General features: G+C 75.1%; 7 protein-coding genes. 3 read left to right on the top strand and 4 right to left on the bottom strand.

The window, feature by feature from the left end; genetic code table 11:
• The first annotated feature begins 98 nt into the window (after nt 1–98).
• Nucleotides 99–18860, top strand: a complete 18762-nt coding sequence (locus ACFVQG_RS01880; protein ID WP_383375675.1) for an amino acid adenylation domain-containing protein — start codon at nt 99–101, stop codon at nt 18858–18860.
• Nucleotides 18861–18889: 29 nt separating this feature from the next.
• Nucleotides 18890–19099, top strand: a complete 210-nt coding sequence (locus ACFVQG_RS01885; RefSeq protein ID WP_383375677.1) for an MbtH family protein — start codon at nt 18890–18892, stop codon at nt 19097–19099.
• A gap of 52 nt (nt 19100–19151) precedes the next feature.
• On the opposite strand, the gene ACFVQG_RS01890 is transcribed toward ACFVQG_RS01885, so the two are convergent.
• The 4 genes from ACFVQG_RS01890 to ACFVQG_RS01905 form a co-directional block, all read right to left on the bottom strand.
• On the bottom strand, nt 19152–20225 hold the full coding sequence (locus ACFVQG_RS01890) for an iron-siderophore ABC transporter substrate-binding protein (protein ID WP_383375679.1): 1074 nt from the start codon (nt 20223–20225) through the stop codon (nt 19152–19154).
• A 63-nt stretch (nt 20226–20288) separates the two neighbouring features.
• A complete protein-coding gene (locus ACFVQG_RS01895; protein ID WP_383375681.1) occupies nt 20289–22046 on the bottom strand; it encodes an ABC transporter ATP-binding protein in 1758 nt (585 codons plus the stop codon).
• Nucleotides 22043–23734: an ABC transporter transmembrane domain-containing protein gene (locus tag ACFVQG_RS01900; RefSeq protein WP_383375683.1), complete on the bottom strand. Its 1692-nt coding sequence runs from the start codon at nt 23732–23734 to the stop codon at nt 22043–22045. Before ACFVQG_RS01900 ends, ACFVQG_RS01895 begins: the two co-directional genes overlap by 4 nt.
• A 119-nt stretch (nt 23735–23853) precedes the next feature.
• Nucleotides 23854–24411 carry a hypothetical protein gene (locus tag ACFVQG_RS01905; protein ID WP_383375685.1) on the bottom strand — a complete coding sequence of 186 codons (558 nt, stop codon included), beginning with the start codon at nt 24409–24411 and terminating at the stop codon, nt 23854–23856.
• A gap of 95 nt (nt 24412–24506) precedes the next feature.
• Between ACFVQG_RS01905 and ACFVQG_RS01910 the strand changes: the two genes are divergently transcribed.
• Nucleotides 24507–26069 (top strand): amidohydrolase, encoded by a 1563-nt coding sequence (locus tag ACFVQG_RS01910; protein WP_383375687.1) that lies wholly within the window; start codon nt 24507–24509, stop codon nt 26067–26069.
• The last annotated feature ends 5 nt before the right edge of the window (nt 26070–26074 follow it).

A 26074-nucleotide genomic window follows, 5' to 3' on the forward strand; every position in this document is an offset into this window, starting at 1 on the left:
TCTATGGACACCCTGTGATTTAGGTAACCCTTACCTTAGTATGACGCCGATCCCCGGCCCAGGGCCGGGGCACGAACCCTCTGGGGAGGCGCGCTGCTGTGTGCGGTTCCGAGGAAGTCCTGGCCTACTGGCGGCGGTCGCTCACTCCGCCACCGCCGGAGATCTCGCTCCCGACCGACCGACCCCACCCACCGGAACCCACCACCCACCGGGAGACCCGCACCCTCAGCGGCCTCCCCACCGCCCCCGACCGGGTGCTGCTCACGGCCTTCGTCGCCCTGCTGCACCACTACAGCGGCGCCACCGACCTGACGGTCGGCCATGACGGGCTGCCGGTACGGGTGTCCGTCGAGCACGAGCCCGACTTCCGGGAGCTGACCCGGCGGGTGACCGAGGCCTGGCAGGACGCCGAGACCCACCGGGTGCCCGTGGAACTGCTCGTCGACGAGCTGACCCCGGCGCCCACGCGCGGCGGCGGGCTGTTCTTCAACACGGCGCTGGCCACCCCCGCCCGGCCCGCAGGGCAACTGCCCGGCCCGGTCGACCTCCTCCTGGAGGTGGACGGGGACACCGCCCGCGCGGCCTACGACCCCAGGCTGCTCGACGCCGCCACGGTCGACCGGCTGCTGGGCCACTACCGCACCCTGCTCACCGACGCCCGCACCGCGCCCGGCACCCCGGTCGCCCGCCTCACGCTGATGAGCCCCGAGGAGTACCGGCAGGTCGTCCACGACTGGAACGCCACCGACCACACGGTCCCGCTGGACACCTGGCCCGCGATGTTCGCCGAGCAGGTCCGCCGACGGCCCGACGACGTGGCGCTGGTCTTCGAGGACGAGCACCTGACCTACGCCGGGCTCGACGAGCGCGCCAACCGTCTGGCGCACGCCCTGCTCGCGCGCGGCGCCGGTCCGGAGCGGATCGTGGCGCTGTCGCTGCCGCGCTCCGTGGACCTGTTCGTGGCCGAGGTGGCCGTGCTGAAGTCGGGCGCCGCCTACCTGCCCGTCGACCACGACTACCCGGCGGACCGCATCGCCTACATGCTCGGCGACGCCACCCCCGTCTGCCTGGTCACCACCGCGGAGACCGCGCGGGACCTCCCGGACGACGGCACCCCGCAGCTGCTGCTGCTCGACTCCCCCGCCGTCGCCGAGGAGTTGGCGTCCCGCCCCGCCCACGACCCCACCGACGCCGACCGCGGCGCCCCGCTCACCGTCCTGAACGCCGCCTACGTCATCTACACCTCCGGCTCCACCGGCCGCCCCAAGGGCGTCGTCCTCGCGCACAGCGGCGTGGCGAAGCTGGTCGCCACGCAGAGCGAGCGGTTCGGGATCGGCCCGCACAGCCGGGTGCTGCAGTTCGCCTCACCGAGCTTCGACGTGGCGTTCTGGGACCTGTGCCTCGGCCTGCTGTCCGGCGGGCGCCTGGTCGTCGTACCGGCCGAGCGCAGGGTGCCGGGCGCGCCGCTCGCCGACTACGCGCACGCGCACGGCGTCACCTTCATGATCCTGCCGCCCGCGCTGCTGTCCGCGATGCCCGACGACGTGACGCTGCCGCCCACCGCGACCCTGCTCGCGGGCACCGAGCGGGTCTCGCCGGAGCTGGTGGCGCGCTACGCGCGCGGGCGGATGATGTTCAACGCCTACGGTCCCACCGAGGCGACCACCAACTCCACGCTCGGCCTGTGCGACCCGGACATCCCGGCCGGTGCCATCGTGCCGATCGGCGTCCCGGACCCCGGCACGCGCGCGTACGTCCTCGACGCCTGGCTGCGGCCGGTGCCCGCCGGGGTGACGGGTGAGCTGTACCTGGGCGGCGCCGGGCTGGCGCGCGGCTACCTGGGGCGGCCGGACCTGACCGCCGAGCGGTTCGTCGCCGACCCGTTCGGCGCGCCCGGCGAGCGGCTCTACCGCACCGGCGACCTGGTGCGCAGGCGCTCCGACGGACGGATCGAGTTCCTCGGGCGGGCGGACGCCCAGCTGAAGATCCGCGGCTTCCGGATCGAGCCGGGCGAGATCGAGTCCGTGCTGCGCGGCCACCCGGCCGTCGACCAGGTCACGGTCGTCGCCCGCGAGGACCGCCCAGGCGACCGACGGCTCGCCGCGTACGTCGTCCCCGCGCTCGACGGCCCCGCCGCCCAGGTCGAGGAGTGGAAGGACGTCCACGAACTCCTCTACCGCGCGGCCGGGACCGAGGGCGCGGGCCTGGCGGAGAACTTCGCGGGCTGGAACAGCACCTACGACGGCCGCCCCCTGCCCGTCGAGGAGATGCGCGAGTGGCGGGCGGCCACCGTCGAGCGGATCCGGGAGCTGAACCCGCGCCGGGTGCTGGAGATCGGCGTCGGCAGCGGTCTGATCCTGTCCCGGATCGCCCCGGACTGCGCGGAGTACTGGGGCACCGACCTCTCCGAGCAGGCCGTCGCCGCGCTGCGCGCCCAGGTCGGCGCCGAGCCGGACCTGGCGGCCAGGGTCCACCTGAGCGCCCGGCCCGCGCACGACACCGACGGGCTGCCCGCCGGTCGTTTCGACACGGTCGTCGTCAACTCCGTCGCCCAGTACTTCCCCAGCGCCGAGTACCTGCTCGACGTCCTGCGCAAGGTTTCCGCGCTGCTCGCGCCGGGCGGGCGGATCTTCGTCGGTGACGTGCGCAACCTGCGGCTGCTGCGCACCCTGCGCGCCGCCGTGGAGACCCGGCGGGGTGCGGGAGCCGACGACAAGAGCGCGCTGCGGGCGGCCGTGGAGCAGTCGGTGCGCTGGGAGGGCGAACTCCTCCTCGACCCCGACTTCTTCGCCGCCCTGGACGGCTTCGACACCGACATCCGGCTCAAGCGGGCCGCCCACCACAACGAGCTGAGCCGCTACCGGTACGACGTCGTCCTGCGCCCCGGCCCCCGCCGACCCGCGCCGGACGGGCGGGAGGTCCACTGGACGGCCGTCGGCGGGCTCGCCGGGCTGGCCCGGTTGCTGGACGGGCGGCCCGAACGACTGCGGATCACCGGCGTGCCCAACGCGCGTCTCGCCGACGACCTCGCCGACCTGTGGCGGCTGGAGGGCAGCGGCCACGAGGCGGCGCCGGGCGCGGATCCGGAGGACGTGCGCGTGCTGGCCGAGGGGCACGGCTACCGGGTGGCGCTGACGTGGCACGGGGGTGCGGAGGACGGCGCGTTCGACGCGGTACTCGTGCTGGGCGATGCCCCCTTCCCGGCCCTGTACCGCCCCTCCGTCCCCCACCCCCACGCCAACCGCCCCGCCCCCTTCCGCGACGTCGCCGCCCTGATGCGCACCCTGCGCGCGCACGCCGCCGAGTGGCTGCCGGACTACATGGTCCCGTCGGCGTTCGTCCCGCTGCACGCGCTGCCGGTCACCCCGAGCGGCAAGATCGACGCCAGGGCGCTGCCCGCGCCGGACCACGCGGCCCTCAGCTCGGGCCGCCCCCCGCGCACCGCCCGCGAACGGCTGCTGTGCGCGCTGTACGCCGAGGTCCTCGGCCTGGGCCCGGTGACGGCGCAGGACGACTTCCTCGCCCTCGGCGGCGACAGCATCACCGCGATCCAGCTGCTGATCCGGGCGAAGGAGTCGGGCCTCGCGCTCACCACCCGGGACGTGTTCCGGCACCGTACGGTGGAGGCGCTGGCGCGGGCCGCCGCCGACCGGACGGACACGGCCGTCGAGACCGCGCCGCTGCTCGACGTCGACGCGGCGGAGCTGGCCGAGGTCCAGGGCGACCGGCCGCTCACCGTCGAGGAACTGCTGCCGCTCAGCCCGCTGCAGCAGGGCTTCTTCTTCCACGCGCTGACCGGCGGCAGCGCCGGTGACGCCTACGTCGTCCAGCAGGTCCTCGACCTGGCCGGACCCGTCGACGGCAGCGCCCTGCGCCGGGCCGCGCAACACCTCCTGGACCGGCACGCACCGCTGCGGGCGGCCTTCCGGCAACGCCCCGACGGCACCCCGGTGCAGATCGTCGCCGGGGAACTGGAGCTGCCCTGGCGGGAGGTGGACCTGCGGGAGCGGGACGGCCAGGGCAGGGAGACGAAAGCCGAGACAGTGGCCGCCGACGAGCGGGCGACCGGCTTCGACCTCACCGCGCCCCCGCTGCTGCGCTGCGCCCTGATCCGGCTGTCGGACCAGCGGAGCCGACTGCTGCTGACGTTCCATCACATCGTCGCGGACGGTTGGTCGCTGCCGGTCCTGCACCGCGAACTCATGGCCTGCTACGGCGCCGACGCCCCGGCCCTGCCCGAGGTCACCCCGTACCGCGCCTTCCTGAGCCGTCTCGCCGCACAGGACCGGGACGCGGCCCGGGAGGCGTGGCGCGCCGCGCTCGCCGGGCTCGACGAGCCGACCCGGCTGGTGGACGGCGAGCCGGGCCCCGGCCCCCTGCGGCCCGCGCACGTCCGGCTGGAACTGTCCGCGTCGGTCACCGCACGGCTCACCGAGCGCGCCCGGGAGCTGGGAGTCACCCTCGGCACGGTCGTGCAGACGGCGTGGGGGCTGTTGCTCGGCAGGCTGACGGGCCGGGACGACGTGGTGTTCGGCACCACGGTCTCCGGCCGGGACGGCGAGGTCGACGGGATCGCCTCGATGGTGGGCCTGTTCATCAACACCCTGCCCACCCGCTTCCGCTGGCGGCCGGACGAACCGCTCGCGGAGCTGCTGGTGCGGCTCCAGGAGGAGCAGGCGAGTCTGCTGGACCACCAGCACCTGGGCCTGGCCGAGATCCAGCGGCTGGCGGGCACCGCGCACGCGGGCGGCGGCGAACTCTTCGACACCCTCGTGGTGTTCGAGAACTACCCGGCCGAGCCGGACCTGCGGGACGCCTCCGGCCGCGTGCGGATCACCGGCACCGCCTTCCACGACGCCGTGCACTATCCGCTCGCCCTGATCGTCAAGCCGGGCACCCGTCTCGACCTGCGGCTGAAGCACCACGCGGACAGCCTGGACGGCGACACGGCACGGGCGCTCGGCGACCGCCTCGCCCGTCTGCTGGAGGCCGTCGCCGACGACCCGGCGCGTCCCGCGGCCACCGTGGACCTCCTCTCCCCCGACGAGGCGCTCGCCGCCCGGCTCGCGGGCGTGGAGCGTCCCGTTCCGCCCACCACCCTGCCCGAGGCGTTCGCCGCGCAGGTCGCCCGCACCCCGCACGCCGCAGCCGTCGTCTACGCCGACGAACGGCTGACCTACGCCGAACTCGCGGCCCGCGCACGGGTGTTGGCGGCGCGACTGCGTGCCCGGGGCGCCGGGCCGGGACAGTTCGTGGCGGTCGCCGTACCGAGGTCGGCGGAGCTGATGGTGGCGCTGCTGGGCGTGCTGCAGTCGGGCGCCGCCTATCTGCCCGTCGACCTGGACTACCCGGCCGACCGGGTGGCCCATATGCTCACCGACTCGGGCGCCACGACGGTGGTCACCCTGTCGGCGGCGGCGGAGCGGCTGCCGGAGGGCACGGACACGGCCGTACTGCTGCTCGACGTCGAGGAGCCCCCGCCCGTCGCCCCGCACAGCACACCGGCGCCCGACGACCCGGCCTACCTCATCTACACCTCCGGCTCCACCGGCCGCCCCAAGGGCGTCGTCGTCACCCATCGCGCGATCGTCAACCGGCTCGCCTGGATGCAGGGCGCGTACGGGCTGCGCGCGGACGACCGGGTGCTCCAGAAGACGCCGTCCAGTTTCGACGTGTCGGTGTGGGAGTTCTTCTGGCCGCTCCTGGAGGGCGCGGCGGTCGTCCTCGCCCGGCCGGACGGGCACCGCGACCCCGTCTATCTGGCGGGGCTGGTGCGCGAGCAGCGGATCACCACCCTGCACTTCGTGCCGTCGATGCTGGAGGCGTTCCTCGCCACGGACGAGGTCACGGCCGACCCCGGCTGGGCGGCGTCGCTGCGCCGGGTGCTGAGCAGCGGAGAAGCGCTGCCGGTGGCCGCCGCGCGCCGCTGGCACGAGCTGACCGGCGTACCGCTGCACAACCTGTACGGGCCGACGGAGGCCGCGGTCGACGTCACGTACCACCCGTACGACCCCGCCGAGCACGGCACGACCGTGCCCATCGGGCGCCCGGTGTGGAACACCGGTCTGCGCGTGCTGGACGCCTGTCTGCGTCCGGTGCCGGACGGCGTGCCCGGCGAGCTGTACCTGACGGGCGTGCAGCTGGCCCGCGGCTACCACGCCCGCCCCGCGCTGACCGCCGAGCGCTTCCCGGCCGACCCCTACGGCCCGCCCGGCAGCCGGATGTACCGCACCGGCGACCTGGTGCGGCGGCGCGCGGGCGGTGTCGTCGAGTACCTGGGCCGCACCGACCGGCAGGTCAAGCTGCGCGGCAACCGGATCGAACCGGGCGAGGTCGAGGCCGCGTTGGCGGCGCTGCCCGAGGTGGCGCGGGCGGCGGTGACGGTACGGGACGACACACTCGTGGCGTACGTGGTGGCGCCCGCCGACGTCGACGTGAGCGGCCTGCGCGCGGCCGTGGCGGACCGGCTGCCCGCCGCCATGGTGCCGGGCGCCTGGGTCGTCCTCGACGCGCTGCCGCTCACCCCCAGCGGCAAGCTGGACCGGGCCGCGCTGCCCGCCCCGCAGGCCGTGCGGGCCAGCGTCACGCGCGCCCCGGGCAACCCGCGCGAGCAGGTGCTCGCCGAGGTCTTCGCCGCCGTACTGAGACTGCCGGACGTCGGTGTCGACGACGACTTCTTCCTGCTCGGCGGTGACAGCATCAGCTCCATCGCGGTCGCCAGCCGGGCCCGCCGCGCCGGTCTGGCGGTCGGCCCGCGGGACGTCTTCGAGCACCGCACACCGGCGGCGCTCGCGGCTGCCGCGACCCGCACCGAGGCACACGAGACCGCCCCCGCCGCCGAGTTCACGCTCACCGACGAGGAGCGGGCGCGCGTCGAGCGGCTGGCGCCGGGCCTGATCGAGGACGTGTGGCCACTGGCCCCGCTCCAGGAAGGCCTGTTCTTCCACTCCGCGTACGACGACAGCGCGCTGGACGTCTACACGGTCCACGAGTCGTTCGACTTCGCCGCGGGCGTGGACGCGGGACGGCTGCGCGCGGCCACCCGGGTACTGCTGGAGCGCAACCCGAGCCTGCGGGCCGGGTTCACCAGCGAGGGGCAGCGCAGGCCGGTGCAGTTCATCGTGCGCGGCGCCGAGGTGCCGCTGCGGGAGGTGGACCTGTCGGGGCTCGCGGCGGGCGAACAGGACCGGCGGATGGCCGGGTTGCTGGACGACGAGCGGACCCGCCGCTTCGACCTCGCCCACCCACTGCTGTTCCGGATGCTGCTGGTGCGGCTCGGCGCCGGGCGCGGCGACCGGCTGATCATCGGGCGTCATCTGATCCTGTGGGACGGCTGGTCGGCCTGGCTGTTCCTGGACCAGCTGTTCGCGCTGTACGAGAGCGGCGGCGACCCGGCGGGGCTCGCCCGGCCCGGTTCGTACCGGGACTACCTGGGCTGGCTTGAGCGTCAGGACGAGGCCGAGGCCACCCGGGCGTGGCGGGCCGCGCTCGCCGGTCTGGAGGAGCCGACGCTGCTGGTGCCGTCGGTCGGTGACCGGGGCGGCGAGCCGGTGATCCCGCGCCACCTGGACGCCGTACTCGCCCCGGAGACGGCCGAGCGGCTGCGGGAGACCGCGCGCACGCACGGACTCACCCTCAACACGGTCCTCAACGCGGCCTGGGGGCTGGTGCTGGCGAGCGCGACGGGCCGCGGTGACATCGTGTTCGGCACGACGGTCGCGGGCCGCCCGAGCGAGGTGCCGGACGTCGAGAGCGTCATCGGCATGTTCCTCAACACCGTCCCCGCCCGGATCGCCTTCGACCCGCGCGAGCCGGTGCTCGCGCTGCTGCGCCGGATCCAGGGCGAGCGGCTCGCGCTGATGCCGTACGAGTATCTGGGCCTCGGGGTGCTCCAGGCCGAGACCGGGCACCGGCGGCTGTTCGACACGCTGTTCGTGCTGCGCAACGCCGACACCGACGAGCGGCTCGACGCGTTGCGCGAGCGGCACGGGGCGAGTGCCGTCGCCAACGTGGACGCCACCCACTACCCGGCCAACCTGGTGGTCACGCCGGGCGAGCGGGTGCGGGTGACGCTCGCCTACCGGCCGGACGTGCTGGACGGGCTGTACGCGCGCGGGCTGCTGGACCGGTTCGTGCTGCTGGTGGAGCGGCTGGTCGCCGACCCGTCCGCCGCCGTCGGCTCGCTGACCGCGCTGCTGCCCGCCGAGCGGGCCGCGCTGGCCCGGGAGGAGGCCGCCCAGCGGCAGCCGGTGCCGCGGGAGACGGTCGCCGACATGCTCGCCGCCCAGGCCGCCCGCACCCCCGACGCCACGGCCCTGGTCTTCGGCGACCGGACGGTGACGTACGCCGAACTCGACTCCCGCTGCGACCGGGTGGCCCGGCTGCTGCTGGCGCACGGGGCCGGTCCGGAGCGGGTGGTGGCGCTGGGGCTGCCCCGCTCGATCGACATGGTGGTGGCGCTGTTCGCGGTGCTGCGCACCGGTGCCGCCTATCTGCCGCTGGAGCTGGACCACCCGGCGGAGCGGCTGTCGGCGACGCTGGCCGACGCGCGTCCGCTGCTCCTGCTGACGACGCGGGCGGTGTCCGGGACCCTGGCGGGCCCCACCCCGCGCGTGCTGCTCGACGACCCGGACGTGCTCACCGACGTGCCCGCCGATCCCGTACGGCTCTCCTTCAGCCTGGACCACCCCGCGTACGTGATCTACACCTCCGGCTCGACGGGCCGTCCCAAGGGTGTGGTCACGCCGTATGTGGGCCTGACGAACATGCAGCTCAACCACCAGAAGGAGATCTTCGCCCCGGCGATCGCGGCGGCGGGCGGGCGGCGGCTGCGGATCGCGCACACGGTGTCGTTCGCGTTCGACATGTCCTGGGAGGAGCTGCTGTGGCTCGTCGAGGGACACGAGGTGCACATCTGCGACGAGGAGCTGCGGCGGGACGCCACCGCGCTGGTCGCGTACTGCGAGCGGCACCGCGTCGACGTGGTGAACGTGACCCCGACGTACGCCCATCTCCTCATCGAGGAGGGCCTGTTGGAGGGGCACCGGCCGCCGCTCGTGCTGCTCGGCGGCGAGGCCGTCACCGAGACGGTGTGGAACACCCTGCGGGACACCGAGGGCACCTACGGCTACAACCTGTACGGGCCCACCGAGTACACCATCAACACCCTCGGCGGCGGCACCGACGACAGCGCGACCCCGACGGTCGGGCGGCCGATCCGCGCCACCCGGGCGCGCATCCTCGACGGCTGGCTGCGGCCGGTGCCGGACGGGGTGGCGGGTGAGCTGTACATCGCCGGGGTCGGGCTGGCCCGGGGCTATCTGGACCGGCCTGGGCTGACGGCCGAGCGGTTCGTGGCCGACCCGTTCGGGCGGCCGGGCGAGCGGATGTACCGCACCGGCGACCTGGTGCGGCGGCGCGCGGACGGCAACCTCGACTTCCTCGGCCGCACCGACGACCAGGTCAAGATCCGGGGCCACCGGGTGGAGCTGGGCGAGATCGAGACGGCGCTCGCGCAGCACCCCGAGGTCTCCCAGGCCGCCGTACTCGCCCGCGACGACACCGCCGCGCCCGGCACCCAGCGGCTGGTGGGCTATGTCGTCCCGGCCGAACCGGACGCCGTGGCCCGGGAGTCGGCGGAGCGGGAGCAGATCGGCGAGTGGCAGGACATCTACTCGGCCGAGTACACCGAGATCGGCACCGCGCTGTTCCGGGAGGACTTCGCGGGCTGGGACAGCTCCTACGACGGTACGCCCATCCCGCTGGACCACATGCGCGAGTGGCGGGCGGCCACCGTCGAGCGCGTCCGGGAGCTGGACCCGCGCCGGGTGCTGGAGATCGGCGTCGGCTCGGGGCTGCTGCTCTCCCAGCTCGCGCCGGACGCGGAGGCCTACTGGGCGACCGACTTCGCCGCGCCCGTGATCCGCAAGCTGGGCGAGGACCTGAAGGCCGACCCGGAGCTGGCGGGCAAGGTCGAACTGCGGTGCCAGGCGGCGGAGGTGACGGACGGTCTGCCCGTCGGCTTCTTCGACACCGTCGTCATCAACTCCGTCGTGCAGTACTTCCCCAGCCTGGACCATCTGCGCAAGGTGATCCGGGGCGCGATGGGGCTGCTCGCGCCCGGTGGCGCGCTGTTCCTCGGCGACGTACGCGACCTGCGGCAGGCACGCGTCTTCCAGACCGGCATCCAGCTCGCCCGCGCGGGCGCCGACACCGACCCGGAGACACTGCGCCGGGCCGTGGACCGGGGCCTGGCGCTGGAGAAGGAACTCCTCGTCGACCCCGACTGGTTCGGCACCCTCGGCGTCGGCGTCGAGCTGCGCACCAAGGCGGGGCGGCACCACAACGAGCTGACGCGGTACCGGTACGACGTCGTGCTGTACGCGGACACGGCGGATGCCGTGGACCTGGCTGACGCACCGGTGCTGGACTGGACCGGGCCGGACGAGGTGGACGCCCGCCTCGGCGCCGGGCCCGGACCGCTGCGGGTACGGCGCGTCCCGGACGCGCGCACGGCCGACGACCTGGCGGCCATGCTGGGGACGGACCCCCGGCCCGGCGCGGAGCCCGAGGCCATGCGGGAGCTGGGCGCCGCCCACGGCTACCGGGTGCTGACCACCTGGTCCGACGAACCGGGCTTCTTCGACGCCGTGTTCCTGGCCGGTACGACCCCCGCGCGCACCCTCGGCCTGTACCTCCCCCGCCCCGACCGGGGCACGGCCCCGTACGCCAGCACGCCGACCGCGACGCGCGGGCACGGCGCCCTGGTGCGGCGGCTGCGCGACGACCTCGGGCAGCGGCTGCCCGGCTATATGGTCCCGGCCGCGTTCGTGGTGCTGCCCGGGCTGCCGATGAACGACAACGGCAAGCTCGATGTGCGGGCGCTGCCGGACGCCGAGCCCGCCGTGGCCCTGTCACAGGGGCGCGGGCCGCGCACGCCCGTGGAGGAGGTGCTGTGCCGTCTCTTCGCCGAGGTGCTGGGGCTGCCCCGGACCGGCGCGGAGGACGACTTCTTCGAGCTGGGCGGGCATTCGCTGCTCGCCACCCGGCTGATCAGCCGGGCCCGTACCGAGCTGGGCGCGGAGCTGGCGATCCGGGATCTGTTCGAGGCGCCCACTCCGGAGGCGCTGGCGCCGCGGGCGGCGGTCGGCCGCCCGGTGCGTCCAATGCTGACGCCGGTGGCGGGGCGGCCCGCACGGGTGCCGCTGTCGGCGGCGCAGCGGCGGCTGTGGCTGGTGGAGCGGATCACGGGCGGCGTCACCGGCGGCGGGGTGGCGTACAACTTCCCGCTGGTGTTCCGGCTGCGCGGTGCGCTCGACCTGGAGGCGCTGCGGGCGGCGCTCCGCGATGTGACGGACCGTCATGAGGCGCTGCGGACGCGGATCGTGGAGATGGACGGCGAGCCGTACCAGGAGGTCGTGGCGGCCGAGCCGGAGTTCTCCGTGGTCGACTGCGCGGAGGCGGAGCTGCCCGCGCTGATCGCGGCGGCGCAGCGCCGCCCCTTCGACCTCGGCGCGGGACTTCCGGTGCGGGCGGAGGTGTTCCGCCGTGCGCCCGACGACCATGTGGTGGCGCTGGTGCTGCACCACATCACCACCGACGAGTGGTCGGACCGGCCGTTCCTCACCGACCTGACCACCGCCTATCACGCGCGCCGCGCGGGCCGGGACCCCGGCTGGGCGCCGCTGCCGGTGCAGTACGCCGACTACACGCTGTGGCAGGAGACCCTGCTCGGTCAGGTCGGTGAGACCCAGCTCGCGCACTGGACCGAGGCGCTGCGCGACCTCCCCGAGGAACTGGCACTGCCGCTGGACCGGGCGCGTCCGGCGGAACCCACCGGGCGCGGTGGCAAGGTCAGGGCGGAGGTGGGCGCCGACACCGCCCGTGCGCTGCGGGAGCTGTCCGGCGCCACCGGCACCACCGGCACCAGCATGTTCATGCTGTTCCAGGCGGCCACGGCGGCGCTGCTGCACCGGCTCGGCGCCGGGGACGACATCCCGCTGGGCGCGCCCATCGCGGGCCGCACCGACGACGCGCTGAACGACCTCGTCGGCTTCTTCGTCAACACGCTCGTCCTGCGCACCGACCTGTCCGGGGCGCCGACGTTCCGTGAACTCCTCGGGCGGGTCAGGGAGTCGGCGCTGGCCGCCTTCGAGCACCAGGACCTGCCCTTCGACCAGGTCGTGGAGGCCGTCAACCCGCCGCGCGTGGCGGGCCGCAACCCGCTCTTCCAGGTCATGCTGGGCTACCACTACCGGCCCGACGGCGACCCGGACGTGCTCGGGATGCCAGCCGAGTGGTCCGACATGGACACCGGTTCGGCCAAGTTCGACCTGCACTTCACCTTCGTGGACGAGGTGGGCCGGGACCGGCTGGTGCTGCTGCTGGAGCACGCGCTCGACCTGTGCGACCCGGCGACCGCCGAACGGCTGGCGGGACGGCTGCTGCGGCTCCTCGATCAGGTGGCGGCCGAACCGGACCGGCCGGTGGCCGAGTTGGAGGTGCTGGCGGAGGACGAGCGGCAGGCCGTCCTCGTCCGGTGGAACGACACCGCCCGCCAGGTGCCCGCCGCCACCCTGCCGGAGCTGTTCCGCGCCCAGGCCGCCCGGACTCCGGACGCGCTCGCCCTGGTCTTCGGCGACCAGCGGCTGACCTATGCGGAGCTGGACGCGCGGGTCGAGCGGACCGCGCGCGTGCTGGCCGGGAGGGGCGTGGGTCCGGAGCGGACGGTGGCCGTGGCGCTGCCGCGCTCGGTGGACCTCGTCGTCGCGCTGCTGGCGGTGCACCGCGCGGGCGGCGCCTATCTGCCGCTGGACCCCGACCAACCGGCGGAGCGGCGGGCGCTGATGCTGGCGGAGGCGCGTCCGGTGTGCGTCATCGAGGACGGCCTGCCCGACGGCCCGCAGGGTGCGCTGCCCTCCGCGTACCGTCCCGCCAGCCCGGCGTACGTGATCTACACCTCCGGGTCGACCGGCCGCCCCAAGGGCGTGACCGTCCCCCACGAGGGCATCGCCAACCGGCTGCTGTGGATGCAGGACGCCTACGGCCTCGCGCCGGACGACCGGGTGCTCCAGAAGACCCCGGCCGGGTTCGACGTGTCGGTGTGGGAGTTCTTCTGGCCGCTGATCACCGGGGCCGCGCTGGTGGTGGCGGAGCCGGGGGCGCACCGGGATCCGGCGCGGCTGGCGGAGCTGATCCGGGCGGCGGACGTGACGACCGTCCACTTCGTGCCGTCGATGCTCCAGGTGTTCCTGGAGGAGCCCGCCGCCGCACGGTGCACGGGGCTGCGCCGGGTGCTGTGCAGCGGCGAGGCGCTGCCCCTGCCGGTGGCCGAGGTGTGCCATCGGGTGCTCCCCTCGGCGCGGTTGCACAACCTCTACGGTCCGACCGAGGCGTCCGTCGACGTGACGGCGGGCGAGGTGGTGTCCGGCGCCGGGCGGGTGGTGATCGGGCGGCCGGTGTGGAACACCCGCGCGTACGTGCTGGACGCCGCGCTGCGGCCGGTGCCGCCCGGTGCCGCCGGTGAGCTGTACCTGGCGGGCGTCCAGCTCGCCCGTGGCTACCTCGACCGGCCGGGGCTCACCGCCGAACGGTTCGTCGCCGACCCGTACGGCCCGCCCGGCGCCCGTATGTACCGCACCGGCGACCTGGCCCGCTGGCTGCCCGACGGCACACTCGACCACCTCGGCCGCACCGACGACCAGGTCAAGATCCGGGGCGTGCGGATCGAGCCCGGCGAGATCGAGGCCGTCCTCGCCCGGCACGCCTCGGTGGGGCACGCGGTGGTCGTCCCGCACGAGCAGCGGCTCGTCGCGTACGTCGTCCCGGCCGCCGGAGCCGACGCCCCCGACCCCGCGGTGCTGCGCCGCCACACCGCCGCCGTGCTGCCCGGGCACATGGTCCCGGCGGCCTTCGTGACGCTGGACGCGGTGCCACTCACCCGCAACGGCAAGCTGGACCGGAGGGCGCTGCCCGCGCCGGACTTCGCGGCGGGCGTCGCCGACACCGGGGGTCGCCCGCGCAACCCGCGCGAGGAGATCCTCTGCGGCCTGTTCGCGGACGTTCTCGCTCTGCCCCGGGTCGGCGTCGACGACGACTTCTTCGCCCTGGGCGGTCACTCCCTGCTGGCCATGCGGCTGGCGGCGCGGATCCGGGCGGCGCTGGGCCGTGAGGTGTCCCTGCGCACGGTGTTCGACGCGCCGACGGTGACCCGGCTCGCGGACCGTCTCCCCACCACCGGCGAGGCCGCGCCCCGCCCCGCCCTGACCGTGCGCGCGCGCCCCGACCGGCTGCCGCTGTCCTTCGCCCAGCGGCGGCTGTGGGTGCTGTACCAGGTGGAGGGGGAGAGCGCGACGTACAACATCCCCTGGGTCTGGCGGCTGTCCGGCCCGCTGGACGTGGGCGCGCTGCGGGCCGCCGTACACGATGTCGTGGCGCGGCACGAGACGCTGCGGACGGTGTTCCCGGACGAGGACGGCACCGCCTACCAGCGGATCCTGGACGCGGACGAGGTGCGGGTGCCGTTCACCGTGCAGGACACGGAGCCCCCGCTGCTCGCCGAGCGGCTGCGGGAGGCGAGCGGGTACGGCTTCGCGCTGGACCGGGAGCCTCCGCTGCGGGTCCATGTGCTGCGCACCGGCGCCGAGGAGTGGACGCTGCTGCTCCTGCTGCACCACATCGCCGGTGACGAGTGGTCGGAGCGCCCGCTGACCGGTGACCTGGCGCTGGCCTACGCCGCCCGGACGGCCGGGCGGGCGCCCGTGTGGGAGCCCTTGCCGGTCCAGTACGCCGACTACACGCTGTGGCAGCGGGAGGTGCTCGGCGACGAGCGCGACGCGGAGAGCCTGGCGGCTCGGCAGGTCGCGTACTGGAAGCGGGCGCTGGCGGGGCTGCCGGAGGAGTTGTCGCTGCCGGTCGACCGGCCCCGGCCGCTGGAGTCCAGCTATCGGGGCGGTGCCGCCGATCTCTCCCTGGACGCCGGACTGGCGGAGGGGCTGCGGGCGTTGGCGCGGGATCACGGCGTGAGCGTGTTCATGGTGGTGCAGGCCGCCGTGGCGACGCTGCTGTCCCGGCTGGGCGCGGGCGACGACATCCCGCTCGGCAGTCCGATCTCCGGCCGCACGGACGCGGCCCTGGAGGACCTGACCGGGTTCTTCCTCAACACGCTGGTGCTGCGCACCGACACCTCCGGCGATCCGGCGTTCCGGGAGCTGCTGGCGCGGGTGCGGGAGCACGACCTGGCGGCGTTCGACCATCAGGACGTGCCCTTCGAGCGGCTGGTGGAGGTGCTCAACCCGGCGCGGTCGCTGGCCCGGCACCCGCTGTTCCAGGTGATGGTGGTGTACCTGGCGTCCGGGCCGGACGGGGCGGAGCTGCTGCCCGGGCTGCGGGCGCGGCGGGACGAGGTGGCGGCGACGACCGCCAAGTTCGACCTGTCCTTCGACTTCGTGGAGCGCGGCGACGGCGACGGCGTCGACGGGGTGCTGGAGTACAGCGCCGACCTGTTCGACCACACCACCGCGCAGTCCTTCGCGGACCGGCTGCGGCGAATCCTGCGGGCCGTGGTCGCCGACCCGGACGTGCGGATCGGCGCCGTCGACATCCTCGGCCCGCAGGAGCGGCGGCGGTTGCTCGACGGCTGGCACAGCCGTCCGCCGCTCGCCGCGCCGACCACCGTGCCCGCCCTGTTCGAGGCGCAGGTGCGCCGCTGCCCGGAGCGGCCCGCCGTGGCCTCCGACGGCATGGAGCTGAGCTTCGCCGGGCTGGACGCGGAGGCGAACCGGCTGGCGCGGCTGCTGATCGCGCGGGGCGCGGGCCCCGAGCGGTACGTGGCGCTGGCGCTGCCGCGTACCGCGCGGTTCCTGGTCGCCGTACTCGCCGTGCACAAGGCGGGCGCGGCCTATCTGCCGCTGGACCCGGACGCGCCGGTGGAGCGGACGGCCGGGGTGCTGGCGGATGCCCGGCCGGTGCTGACGCTGGCCACGCGTGAGCTGCGCGGGGCGCTGCCGGAGGCGGCCGAGGTGCTGCTGCTCGACGATCCCGGCACGGCGGAGGACATCGCCGGGCGGGACGCGTCCGGTGTCACGGACGCGGACCGGACCGCGCCGCTGTCGCCGCGTCACCCGGCGTATGTCATCTACACCTCCGGCTCCACGGGCCGTCCGAAGGGTGTGGTGATCACCCATGAAACGCTCGGGAACCTCTTCCACAGTCACCGCGAGACGCTGCACCGACCGGCCGTCGAGGCCGCCGGGCGGCAGCACCTGCGGGTGGGGCACGCCTGGTCGTTCTTCTTCGACGCCTCCTGGCAGCCGCAGCTGTGGCTGCTGGACGGGCACTGTGTGCACATCGTGTCGGAGGAGGTCCGGCGCGACCCCGAGTTGCTCGCCGCCGCTGTCACCGCGCAAGGCTTCGACTTCCTGGAGGTCACGCCGTCGTTCTTCGCGCAGATGGCGGAGGCCGGGCTGCTCGACGGGGACGGCTGTCCGCTGACGGTGGTCGGGGTGGGCGGTGAGGCCGTCCCGGCGGCGCTGTGGCGGCGGCTCGCGGGGCTGCGGGGCACCGAGGCGTTCAACCTCTACGGGCCCACGGAGTCGACCGTGGACGCGCTGGTGGCGCGGATGCGGGACAGTGCACGCCCGCTGGTGGGGCGGCCGGTGGCGGGAACCCGGGCGTACGTGCTGGACGACCGGTTGCGGCCGGTGCCGCCCGGGGTGACCGGGGAACTGTACCTGGCGGGCGGCGGTCTGGCCCGTGGGTACCTGGGGGCGCCGGGGCTGACGGCGGAGCGGTTCGTCGCCGATCCGTTCGGGGCGCCCGGTGGCCGTCTGTACCGCACCGGCGACCTGGCCCGCTGGACGCCGGACGGCCGCCTCGACTACCTGGGCCGGGCGGACGACCAGGTCAAGATCCGGGGCTTCCGCATCGAACCGGCCGAGACCGAGTCCGCCCTGACCGGTCATCCGGCGGTCGGGCAGGCGCTGGTGACGGTACGTCAGGACGGACCGCGCAAGCAGCTCGTCGCGTACGTGGTCCCCGTGCCCGGCGCGGTGGCGCCCGACCCGGCCGAGCTGCGCGGGCGGGTCGCTGCCCGGCTGCCGGACCACATGGTCCCGGCCGCCGTGGTCGCCCTGGACCGCTTCCCTGAGCTGGCCAACGGCAAGCTGGACCGGGCCGCGCTGCCCGCGCCGGACTTCTCCGCCCTGTCCAGCGGGCGCCCGCCCGCCACGCCCGTGGAGGAGGCGCTGTGCGCGGTCTTCGCCGAGGTGCTGGGCCTGGAACGGGTCGGCGTGGACGACGACTTCTTCGTCCTGGGCGGGGACAGCATCGTCGCGATGCAACTGGTGGGGCGGGCGCGGGCGGCGGGGGTGCGGATCAGCCCGCGGCTGGTCTTCCGGCACCGTACGGTCGCCGCGCTGGGCGCCGTCGCCGCGTCGGCCACGGCGGCGGGGCCGCGTACCGAGGACGACGGCACGGGCAGCGTCCCGCTCACCCCGGTCATGCACTGGCTGCGCGAACTGGGCGGCCCCTTCGCGTCGTACCACCAGGCGGCCGTGGTGCGCACGCCCGCCGAGCTGGATCTGCCGGGTCTGACCGGCGTCCTCCAGGCGCTGGCCGACCGGCACGACATGCTGCGGGCGACGCTGGTACGGCCCGCGGGCGGGGACTGGTCGCTGCACGTGCCGCCCGTCGGGGCGGTGGACGCCGCCGGGTGGCTGGAGCGGGTGGACGTCGCCGGGCTCGACGCGGGGGCGCTCGCCGCGACCGTGCGGGAGCACGCCCACGCGGCGCGGGCGCTGCTCGACCCCGACGCGGGGGTGATGGTGCGGGCGGTGTGGTTCGACGCGGGCGGCGCGCCCGGGCGGCTGCTGCTGATGGCCCATCACCTGGTGGTGGACGGTGTGTCGTGGCGGGTGCTGCTGCCGGACCTGGCGGCGGCCTGGCGGGACGTGCGCGCCGGGCGCGCGGCGCGGCTCGACCCGGTCGAGACGTCGTTCGCGCGCTGGTCGCGGCTGCTGGCGGAGCTGGCGCGGGAACCCGCGCGGGAGGCCGAGTGGGAGGACTGGACGGCGGTCCTGGACGGGGAGCCCTTCCCGCTCGACCGCCGTCCGGACCCCGACCGGGACACCGCCGCGACCCGCCGTGAGGTGGTCCTGCGGCTGCCCGCCGACCGCACCGGGCCGCTGCTGTCCACGGTGCCCGCCGCCTTCGGCGCCGGGGTCGACGACGTGCTGCTGGCCGCGCTCGCCCTCGCCTTCGCCGACTGGCGGCGCCGTCAGGGCGGTGCGGAGACGTCCCTGCTGGTCGATCTGGAAGGGCACGGCCGCGCGGCGGAACTGGCGGGCGACGAGGTCGACCTGTCCCGGACGGTGGGCTGGTTCACGAGCGTCCATCCGGTCCGGCTCGACGCGGGCCCGCTCGACCTCGCGTCGGCCTTCGCGGGCGGTGCGGAGGCGGAGGAGGCGGTGCGGCGGGTGCGGGAGCATCGGGGGTCGCTGCCCGCGAACGGCGTCGGCCACGGCCTGCTGCGGTACCTCAACCCCCGTACCCGCGACGTGCTCGCCGCCTTCGAACCCGCGCGGGTCGAGTTCAACTACCTGGGCCGGTTCGGGGTGCCGGAGGAGACGGACTGGTCGTACGCGCCGGAGGACGACGTGGCCGACATCGGTCCGGAGCCCGGGATGCGGCAGGGCCACGCACTGGAGATCAACGTGGTGACCGAGGACCGGGCGGACGGGCCGGTGCTGGCCGCCCACTGGGTCCATCTGGCGGAGCTGTTGCCGGGCAAGGCGGTTCGGGATCTCGCCGAGACGTGGTTCCGGGCGCTGGAAGGGCTGATCGCGAGGGCGCGGGACAGGTGACGACGAGCGAGGACGAGGAGAGGAAGGCCATGACCAATCCGTTCGAGGACCCCGACGGCGTGTTCCTGGTGCTGGTGAACGACGAGGACCAGCACAGCCTGTGGCCGGACTTCGTGGACGTACCGGCGGGCTGGCGCACGGCCCACGGGCCCGCGTCCCGGCAGTCCTGTCTGGAGTACGTCGAGACCCACTGGACCGACATGCGGCCGCGCGGTCTGGCACAGGCGATGGAGGGCTGAGCGCACGAGGAGGGGCCCGGCCGTGCGGGCCGGGCCCCCTTCCATGTCCCGATCAGGCGGCGGGCTGCTCCACCTTCGTGTCCGTCTTGCCGTCGACGGCGGCGGTCAGCTGCGGCACCAGCCGCTCGACCACGTACGGCAGGCTGAGGACGGTGATGAACGAGGTGGCGTGGCCGTAGTCGGTGCTCTCGGCGACGAACACCTCACGCTCCTCAGCGACCACGTTCAGGTCCTGGTAGGAGGCGTCCTTGTGGAGCTTGTCGGCGTCCTTGGTGACATCGCCGACGAACCACACCAGGGCGTCCTGGTCGAGCAGGTCGGTGCGCTCCTTGCTGATGTTGGCGCCCCACTGGTCCCCGATCGCCTTGTCCAGGTCCTTGGGCAGCTCGAAGCCGAGGTCGGTGAGGAGGCGGGAGCGCGGATCCTGGCTGCCGAAGACGAACATGCCCTCGTACGGCGTCGCCATCAGCGCGGTCGCGCCCTTGAACTCGGGGTGCTCCGCCGCCGCGGCGGCGATCGCGTCCTCGGTCGCCTTGACGGCCTTGGCGGCCTCGTCGGACTTGCCGAGGGCCTGGCCGACCTTCTCGGTCACCTCCTGCCACGGGATGCCGTAGTCGTTGTACTCCTCGGGCTGGGCGACCACGGGCGCGAACTTCGACAGGGACTCGTACTGCTCCTTGGTGAGCCCGCCGTACAGCGCCAGGATCAGGTCGGGCTTGAGCGCGGCGATCTTCTCCACCTGCGGGCCGGTGCCGGTGTCCTTGAGGACGGTCGGCACGTCCGCCCCGCCGAGCCTGTCCTCGGCCCAGGGGCCGATGGCGCCCGGGTAGCCGCCGAGCCACTCGGTGGTGCCGACCGGGACCTCGCCGAGGGCGAGGACGGCGTCCTGGTCGGTGAGGCCGACGGTGACGATCCGCTCGGGCTCGGACTCGATGGTCGTACTGCCGTACTTGTGGTCGATGGTGACGGGGAACGCCGACTCTCCGGAGGCGCTCGCCTTCGAACCGGCGCCCGTGGTGCCGGAGTCGGAGTCGTCGTCGCCACCGCAGGCCGTGGCCGCGGCGAGGAGCAGGAGTGCGGAGGAGAGCGCGGCGGCGAGCCGTGGTGCGCTGCGGGAGCGGAACATCGGTGGTCCTTCGTTTCGGGTTCCTGTGGTGCCGGGTGGTGCGGGGGGTGGCCGTGGGGGGCGTCAGGGGGTGCGGGTGTCCGACCAGGCGTGCCAGAGGGCGGCGTAGGGGCCGTCCGCGGCGCGGAGTTCGTCGTGGGTGCCGTTCTCGACGACGCGGCCCGCGTCCAGGACGACGACGCGGTCGGCCGCGGCGGCCTGGCTGAGGCGGTGGGCGACGATCAGCGCGGTGCGGCCGTCGACGGCGCGGGCGACGGCCTTCTCCAGGGCGCGGGCCCCGGCGCTGCCCGCCTCGGCGGTGGCCTCGTCGAGGATCACCACGGGCGGGTCGGCGAGGATCAGCCGGGCCAGGGCGAGGGCCTGGACGCGTTCGCCGCTGATCCGGTGGCCGCCCTCGCCGACCACGGTGGCGAGACCGTCGGGCAGGGCGTCGGCCCAGGCGAGGGCGTCGACGCGGTCGAGGGCGGCGCGCAGTTCGTCGTCGGTGGCGTCGGGGCGCGCGAGGCGGAGGTCGTCGGCGAGGGGGCCCGCGAAGACATGGGTCTCCTGGGTGATCAGGGCGACGGTGCGGGGGGTCAGGTCGGCCGGGGGGACGCCGCCGATCAGGACGGTGCCGGTGGTCGGGGCGTGGATGCCCGCGACGAGCCGGGCGAGGGTGGTCTTGCCCGCGCCGCTGGCGCCGACGAGGGCGACGCGTTCGCCGGGCCGGACGGTGAGGTCGACGTCGTGCAGCACGGGGTGGCCGGGGCGGTAGGCGTGGCCGACTCCTCGTACGGTGATGCCGGTGCCGTCCGGTGCGGCGCGTCCGGCGGGCGGTGGGGGCTGGTCGGCGACGCCGACGAGGCGGGCGAGGCTGGCACCGGCCGACTGGGCGTCGTCGAGCAGCGCGAGGGCGGCGTTGACCGGGGTGAACAGGCTGTGGAAGTACAGGGCGGCGGCGGTCGCCGTGCCGAGGGACGCGGAGCCCTGCCGGACCAGCCAGTAGCCGGTGGCCAGGACGGCGGCGAGACCGAGGTACTCGGCGATGTGCAGCCGGGCGTAGAACCCGAGGACGAGCCGGACGCCGCGCATGGTCAACTCGACCAGCGACCGGGACCGTTCGGTGACCCGCTCGGTGTGCTCGGCCTCCAGCCGCAGCGCGCGCACGGTGGAGCTGCCCGCGACGGTGTCGAGGAGTTGCTGCTGCTGTGCGCTGCCCGCGACGCGCTGTGCGGCGTAGAGGGGGACGGCGCGGGCGACGTACCAGCGGGCGGTGGCGGCCTGTACGGGTACGGCGATCAGCGCGGCGAGCAGGAACCGCCAGTCGAGCAGGGCCATCGCGCCGAGCGTGAGGACGATGGCGAGGGCGGACCGGACCAGCTCGGGGAGGGCGTTGCGCACGGCCTCCGCGATCAGCGACACATCGGCGGTGACCCGGGCGGTCAGGTCCCCGGCCCCGGCCTTCTCGACCCGGTCCAGCGGCAGGTGCAGCGCCCGCTCGACGAACCGCTCCCGCATCCGGGCCAGGGTGGTCTCCCCCAGCCGGGAGACGAGCGACAGCCCCCATCCGGTGGTCAGGCCCTGCGCCACGGCGACGGCCAGCAGCAGTGCCGCGATGACGGTGACGGCGTCGGCGGAGCCCTCGCCCTCGGCGACCTCGTCGACGATCCGGCCGAGCAGCGGCTGCGTCAGCAGGCCGACGGCGGTGGCGACGGCCATGACGGTGACGGCGGTGAGGGCCGGTCTCCGCTGCGGGCGCAGGAGTTCGGCGACGGCGGCGCGGGTGCGGGTGGGGGTGGCTACGGGGAGCAGGGTGGGCTCACCGGGGGCCTTCGCGGTCATGTGAGCACCACCGTCCGGTAGTCCGCGCACTCGTGGAGGAGCCGCTGGTGCTCGCCGGTGGCGGCGACCCGGCCACCGGCGAGGAGGACGACCCGGTCGGTCGCGGCGAGCAGGGCGGGGCTGTTGGTGACCAGGACGGTGGTGCGTCCGGTGCGTACGGCCCTGATCCCGGCGGCGATCTGGGACTCGGTCACGGCGTCGACGGCGGTGGCGGGTTCATGGGCGACGAGGACGGGCGGATCGGCGGCCAACGCGCGGGCGAGGGCGACGCGTTGCCGCTGGCCGCCGGAGAGCGAGCGCCCGCCGGAGCCGACCTGCGTGTCCGCGCCGTCCGGCAGGGCCCGGACGACCTCGTCGGCGCTCGCGGCGGCCAGGGCGGCGGGCACCTTCCGCGGTGCTGCCGCCGCGGTGACGTTCTCCAGCAGCGTCCCCTCGAACAGGTCCGCGTCGTGTGCGGCGACCAGGATCGCGGCGCGTACGTCCGTCAGGGGCAGGTCGGTCAGCGGTGTGCCGTCGAGTTCCACCGTGCCGTCGTCGGGATCGGCGCGGCGAGCGAGGAGGCGCAGCAGGGCGTCGGCGTCGGCGGGGTCGGTGGTGACGACGCCGACGGTCTCGCCGGGGGCGATGTCGAGGCCGACGCCGCGCAGGGTGCCGTAGGACAGGGCGCGCAGGTGGACCCGGCCGGTGAAGTGACGGTCGGTGGGGGGCGGTCCGGGCGGCACCGCGTCCTCGGCGTCGAGGACTGCGGCGATGTGGGCGGCGGAGGCGCGGCCCTGGGCGAGTTCGGCGTTGACCCAGGCGAACTCGGAGAGCGGGCCGATGAGGAAGAGGGCGAGGCCGACGGAGGAGACGAGTTCGCCGAGGCTGATGTCGCCCTGGGCGGCGAGCCGTCCGCCGACGAGGGCCACCAGGGCGAGGAAGGCGCCGGTGAGGATGGCGACGACGCCCTTCTGCCAGGCCTCGGCGCGGGCGGCGCGCAGGGTGGCGGACAGGGAGTCCTGGCTGATGCGCCGGTAGCGGGTGACGGCGGCGGACTCGGCGCCGATGCCCTTGAGCACCCGCAGTCCGGCGACCAGGTCGGCGGCGATGCCGGAGGCGTGGCCCGCGCGTTCCTGTTCGGTGGCGCTGCGGTGCTCCAGGGGTCTGCCGAGGAGGTGGCCGAGCCACAGCAGCAGCGGGGTGCCCAGCAGGACGAGCAGGCCGAGCGGCACGGACACCCGTAACAACACGACCGCGCCGACCAGCAGGCCCGCCGTGGCGGAGACGGCGACGACGACGGCCATGGCGACGGCGCCCACCCGGCGGGCGTCCTCGGTGGCGATGTTGGCGAGTTCGCCGGGCAGCCGCCCGTGGTCGGCGCCGCCCTCGGGGGCGAGGACCCGGCCGGTCAGCCGGGCGCGCAGTTCGTGCGCGGCGGTGACGGAGGCGCGTTCACCGGCGCGGGCGCCGATGCGGAAGCCGTAGGAGAGTCCGACGTAGACGACGGCGAGGACGCCGAGCCACAGCAGCAGGACGGGCAGGTCGTCGGCCGCCACGCCCCGGTCGATGGCCACGCCGATGAGGACGGGCACGAGGGCCTCGCCCGCCTGGTGGCCCATGCCGGTCACGGCGCCGACCGTGATGTCACGGCGCTGTCCGCCGACCGCCTGTCGCAGGACGTGCCGCCCCGACGGGTCCGCTTTTCTCACGCATCCCTCCGGACGGGGAGTCACAGCGCACGATCACGGCGCCCACAGACTTAGGTAAGGCTAACTACAATTGCCGACGCGGACCAGACCCCCTGCGCCGCAAGGCGACTGAGGAAAGGTCACTTCTCCGGTGGGCCGTCCCCGACCCGCACGAGCCGGTAGCGCCGCTCCCCCTTCCGGGGCCGCGCCCGCCGCGCGGCGAGCAGCAGCGCGGCCACCTCGGGGCGTTCCCGGCGCACCCGGTACAGCGCGCGCACGGACAGTCCGACGAGCGCGGCGACGGAGGCGTTCGGCACGCCTTCGCGCACGCCCTTGAGCAGCACCCGCAGGGTGTACGGGGTGAGCGCGGGCGGCGCGCCCCGGACCAGGTGGGCCCGGGTGCGGCCCAGTCTGCGGGCGGCGCTCATGGCGGCGGCGAAGGCGGGCTCCCGCTCCTCCCAGCCGGTGAGCAGCCGCTCGGAGACCCCGGCGGCCAGCGCGCATCCGGCGGGGCCGAGTCCACAGGCCGCCGCGCGCACGGCCTCCGCCATCCGGGCAAGGGTCTCCTCACCCAGGTCCGGCGTCCGCCCGAGGGCGGCGCTCAGCCGTCGGTCGAGATCCTCTTGCGCGTCGACGCGCTCCAGCACACCATCGGCCCATACGGCCAACTGGCGGGCGGAGTCGGAAGGTTCAGCCACCCCAACCCCCATTAGGTTAGGCTTACCAAACCACACCCGGCCGTGGTGTGCCAGCCACTCGCCCGCAGGACCCGGGGGAACGGAAGGATCTGGCCGTGCTCGATACGAGGATCACCAACGCCCGTGTCCTCACCATGGACCCGGCCCGCCCGACCGCCCGCGAACTGGGCGTCTGGCACGGCCGGATCGTCGGCCTGGACGAGGAGGTCGCGGGCCTGCCCGCCCGGCGCACCCTGGACCTGGACGGGGCCGTGGTGCTGCCCGGCTTCATCGACCCGCATGTGCACCTGACCTGGACGGGTCTGAAGGCCGCCGCCCCGAGCGTCGCCCCCTGCCAACGGGCCGACGACGTCCTGCGGGTGGTGGCCCAGGCGGTCGCCGGGTCCCCCGAGGGCGCCTGGCTGGACTTCGGCGGCTACGACCAGCGCACCCTCGACCGCCCTGTGACGGCGGCGGACCTCGACGCGGTGAGCGCCGGGCGCAAGGTGTTCCTGGGCCATCTGTCGGGCCACGCCTGCCTGGTCAACTCGGCGGTCCTGGAGGGCGCCCCCGCCGTCGGCCGCCCGGACGGCTTCCTCGCCGAGGGCGCGATGGGCGCGGCGCTGCGCACCCGGCCGCCGCACTCCCTCGCCGAACTCGCCGGGGCGATCGAGCGGGCCGCCCTGACCTGCCGGGCCGAGGGCATCACGGCCTGCGCGGAGGCGGGGGTCGGCGGCAGACTCTTCGGCCGCACCCCGGTGGAGGCCGCCGCCTACCAACGCGCCCACGAGACCGGCCGACTGCCGCTGCGGGTGCGCCTGATGGTGGCTGCCGACGCCCTGCACCCGGTGACCGCGGCCCCGGAGGACACCACGAGCCGGGCGATCGACCTGGGCCTGCGCACCGGCTTCGGCGAGGGCCGACTCTCCCTGGGCGCGCTCAAGGTGTTCACGGACGGCGGGATGATGGCCCGTACGGCGGCCCTCACCGCCCCCTACAGCGACGGCTCCGGCTCCTCGGGCGAACTCCAGGACACCCCCGAGGCGTTGACCGAGACGATCGTGGCCGGACACCTGGCGGGCTGGCAGCTGGCGGTGCACGCCATCGGCGACCGGGCCGTGGACGTCGCCCTCGACGCCCTGGAGACGGCCCAGCGCCGGGCCCCCCGCCCCGACGCCCGGCACCGCGTCGAACACGCGGGCCTGGTCCGCCCGGACCAGCTCCCCCGGTTCGCCGCCCTGGGCGTCACCGCCGTCGTCCAGCCCAGCTTCCTGCGCCACTACGGCGACGACTACGCCACGGTGCTGGGTGCGGACCGCGCCGACTGGCTCTACCGCGGCCGGGCCTTCCTCGACCACGGCGTCCCCCTCGTCGCCAGCTCGGACCGCCCGGTCGCCGACGGCGCCCCGCTGCGCGCCATCCAGTTCATGGTCGAGCGCGCGTCCCTGTCGGGCCGGATCATCGGCCCCGCCGAGGCCGTCACCGTCGACGAGGCCCTGCGCGCCTACACCACCGACGCCGCCCGCGCCTGCCACTGGGAGTCCGAGACCGGCAGCCTCACCCCGGGCAGGCGGGCCGACCTGGTGGTCCTGGGGGACGATCCGCGCCGGGTGGAGCCGTCGAAGATCGGCGACATCGAGGTGCTGCGCACCTTCCTGGACGGCGACGACCGGCTCTGACCGCG

Source organism: Streptomyces sp. NPDC057877 (genome assembly GCF_042796855.1).
Classification (GTDB): Bacteria; Actinomycetota; Actinomycetes; order Streptomycetales; family Streptomycetaceae; genus Streptomyces.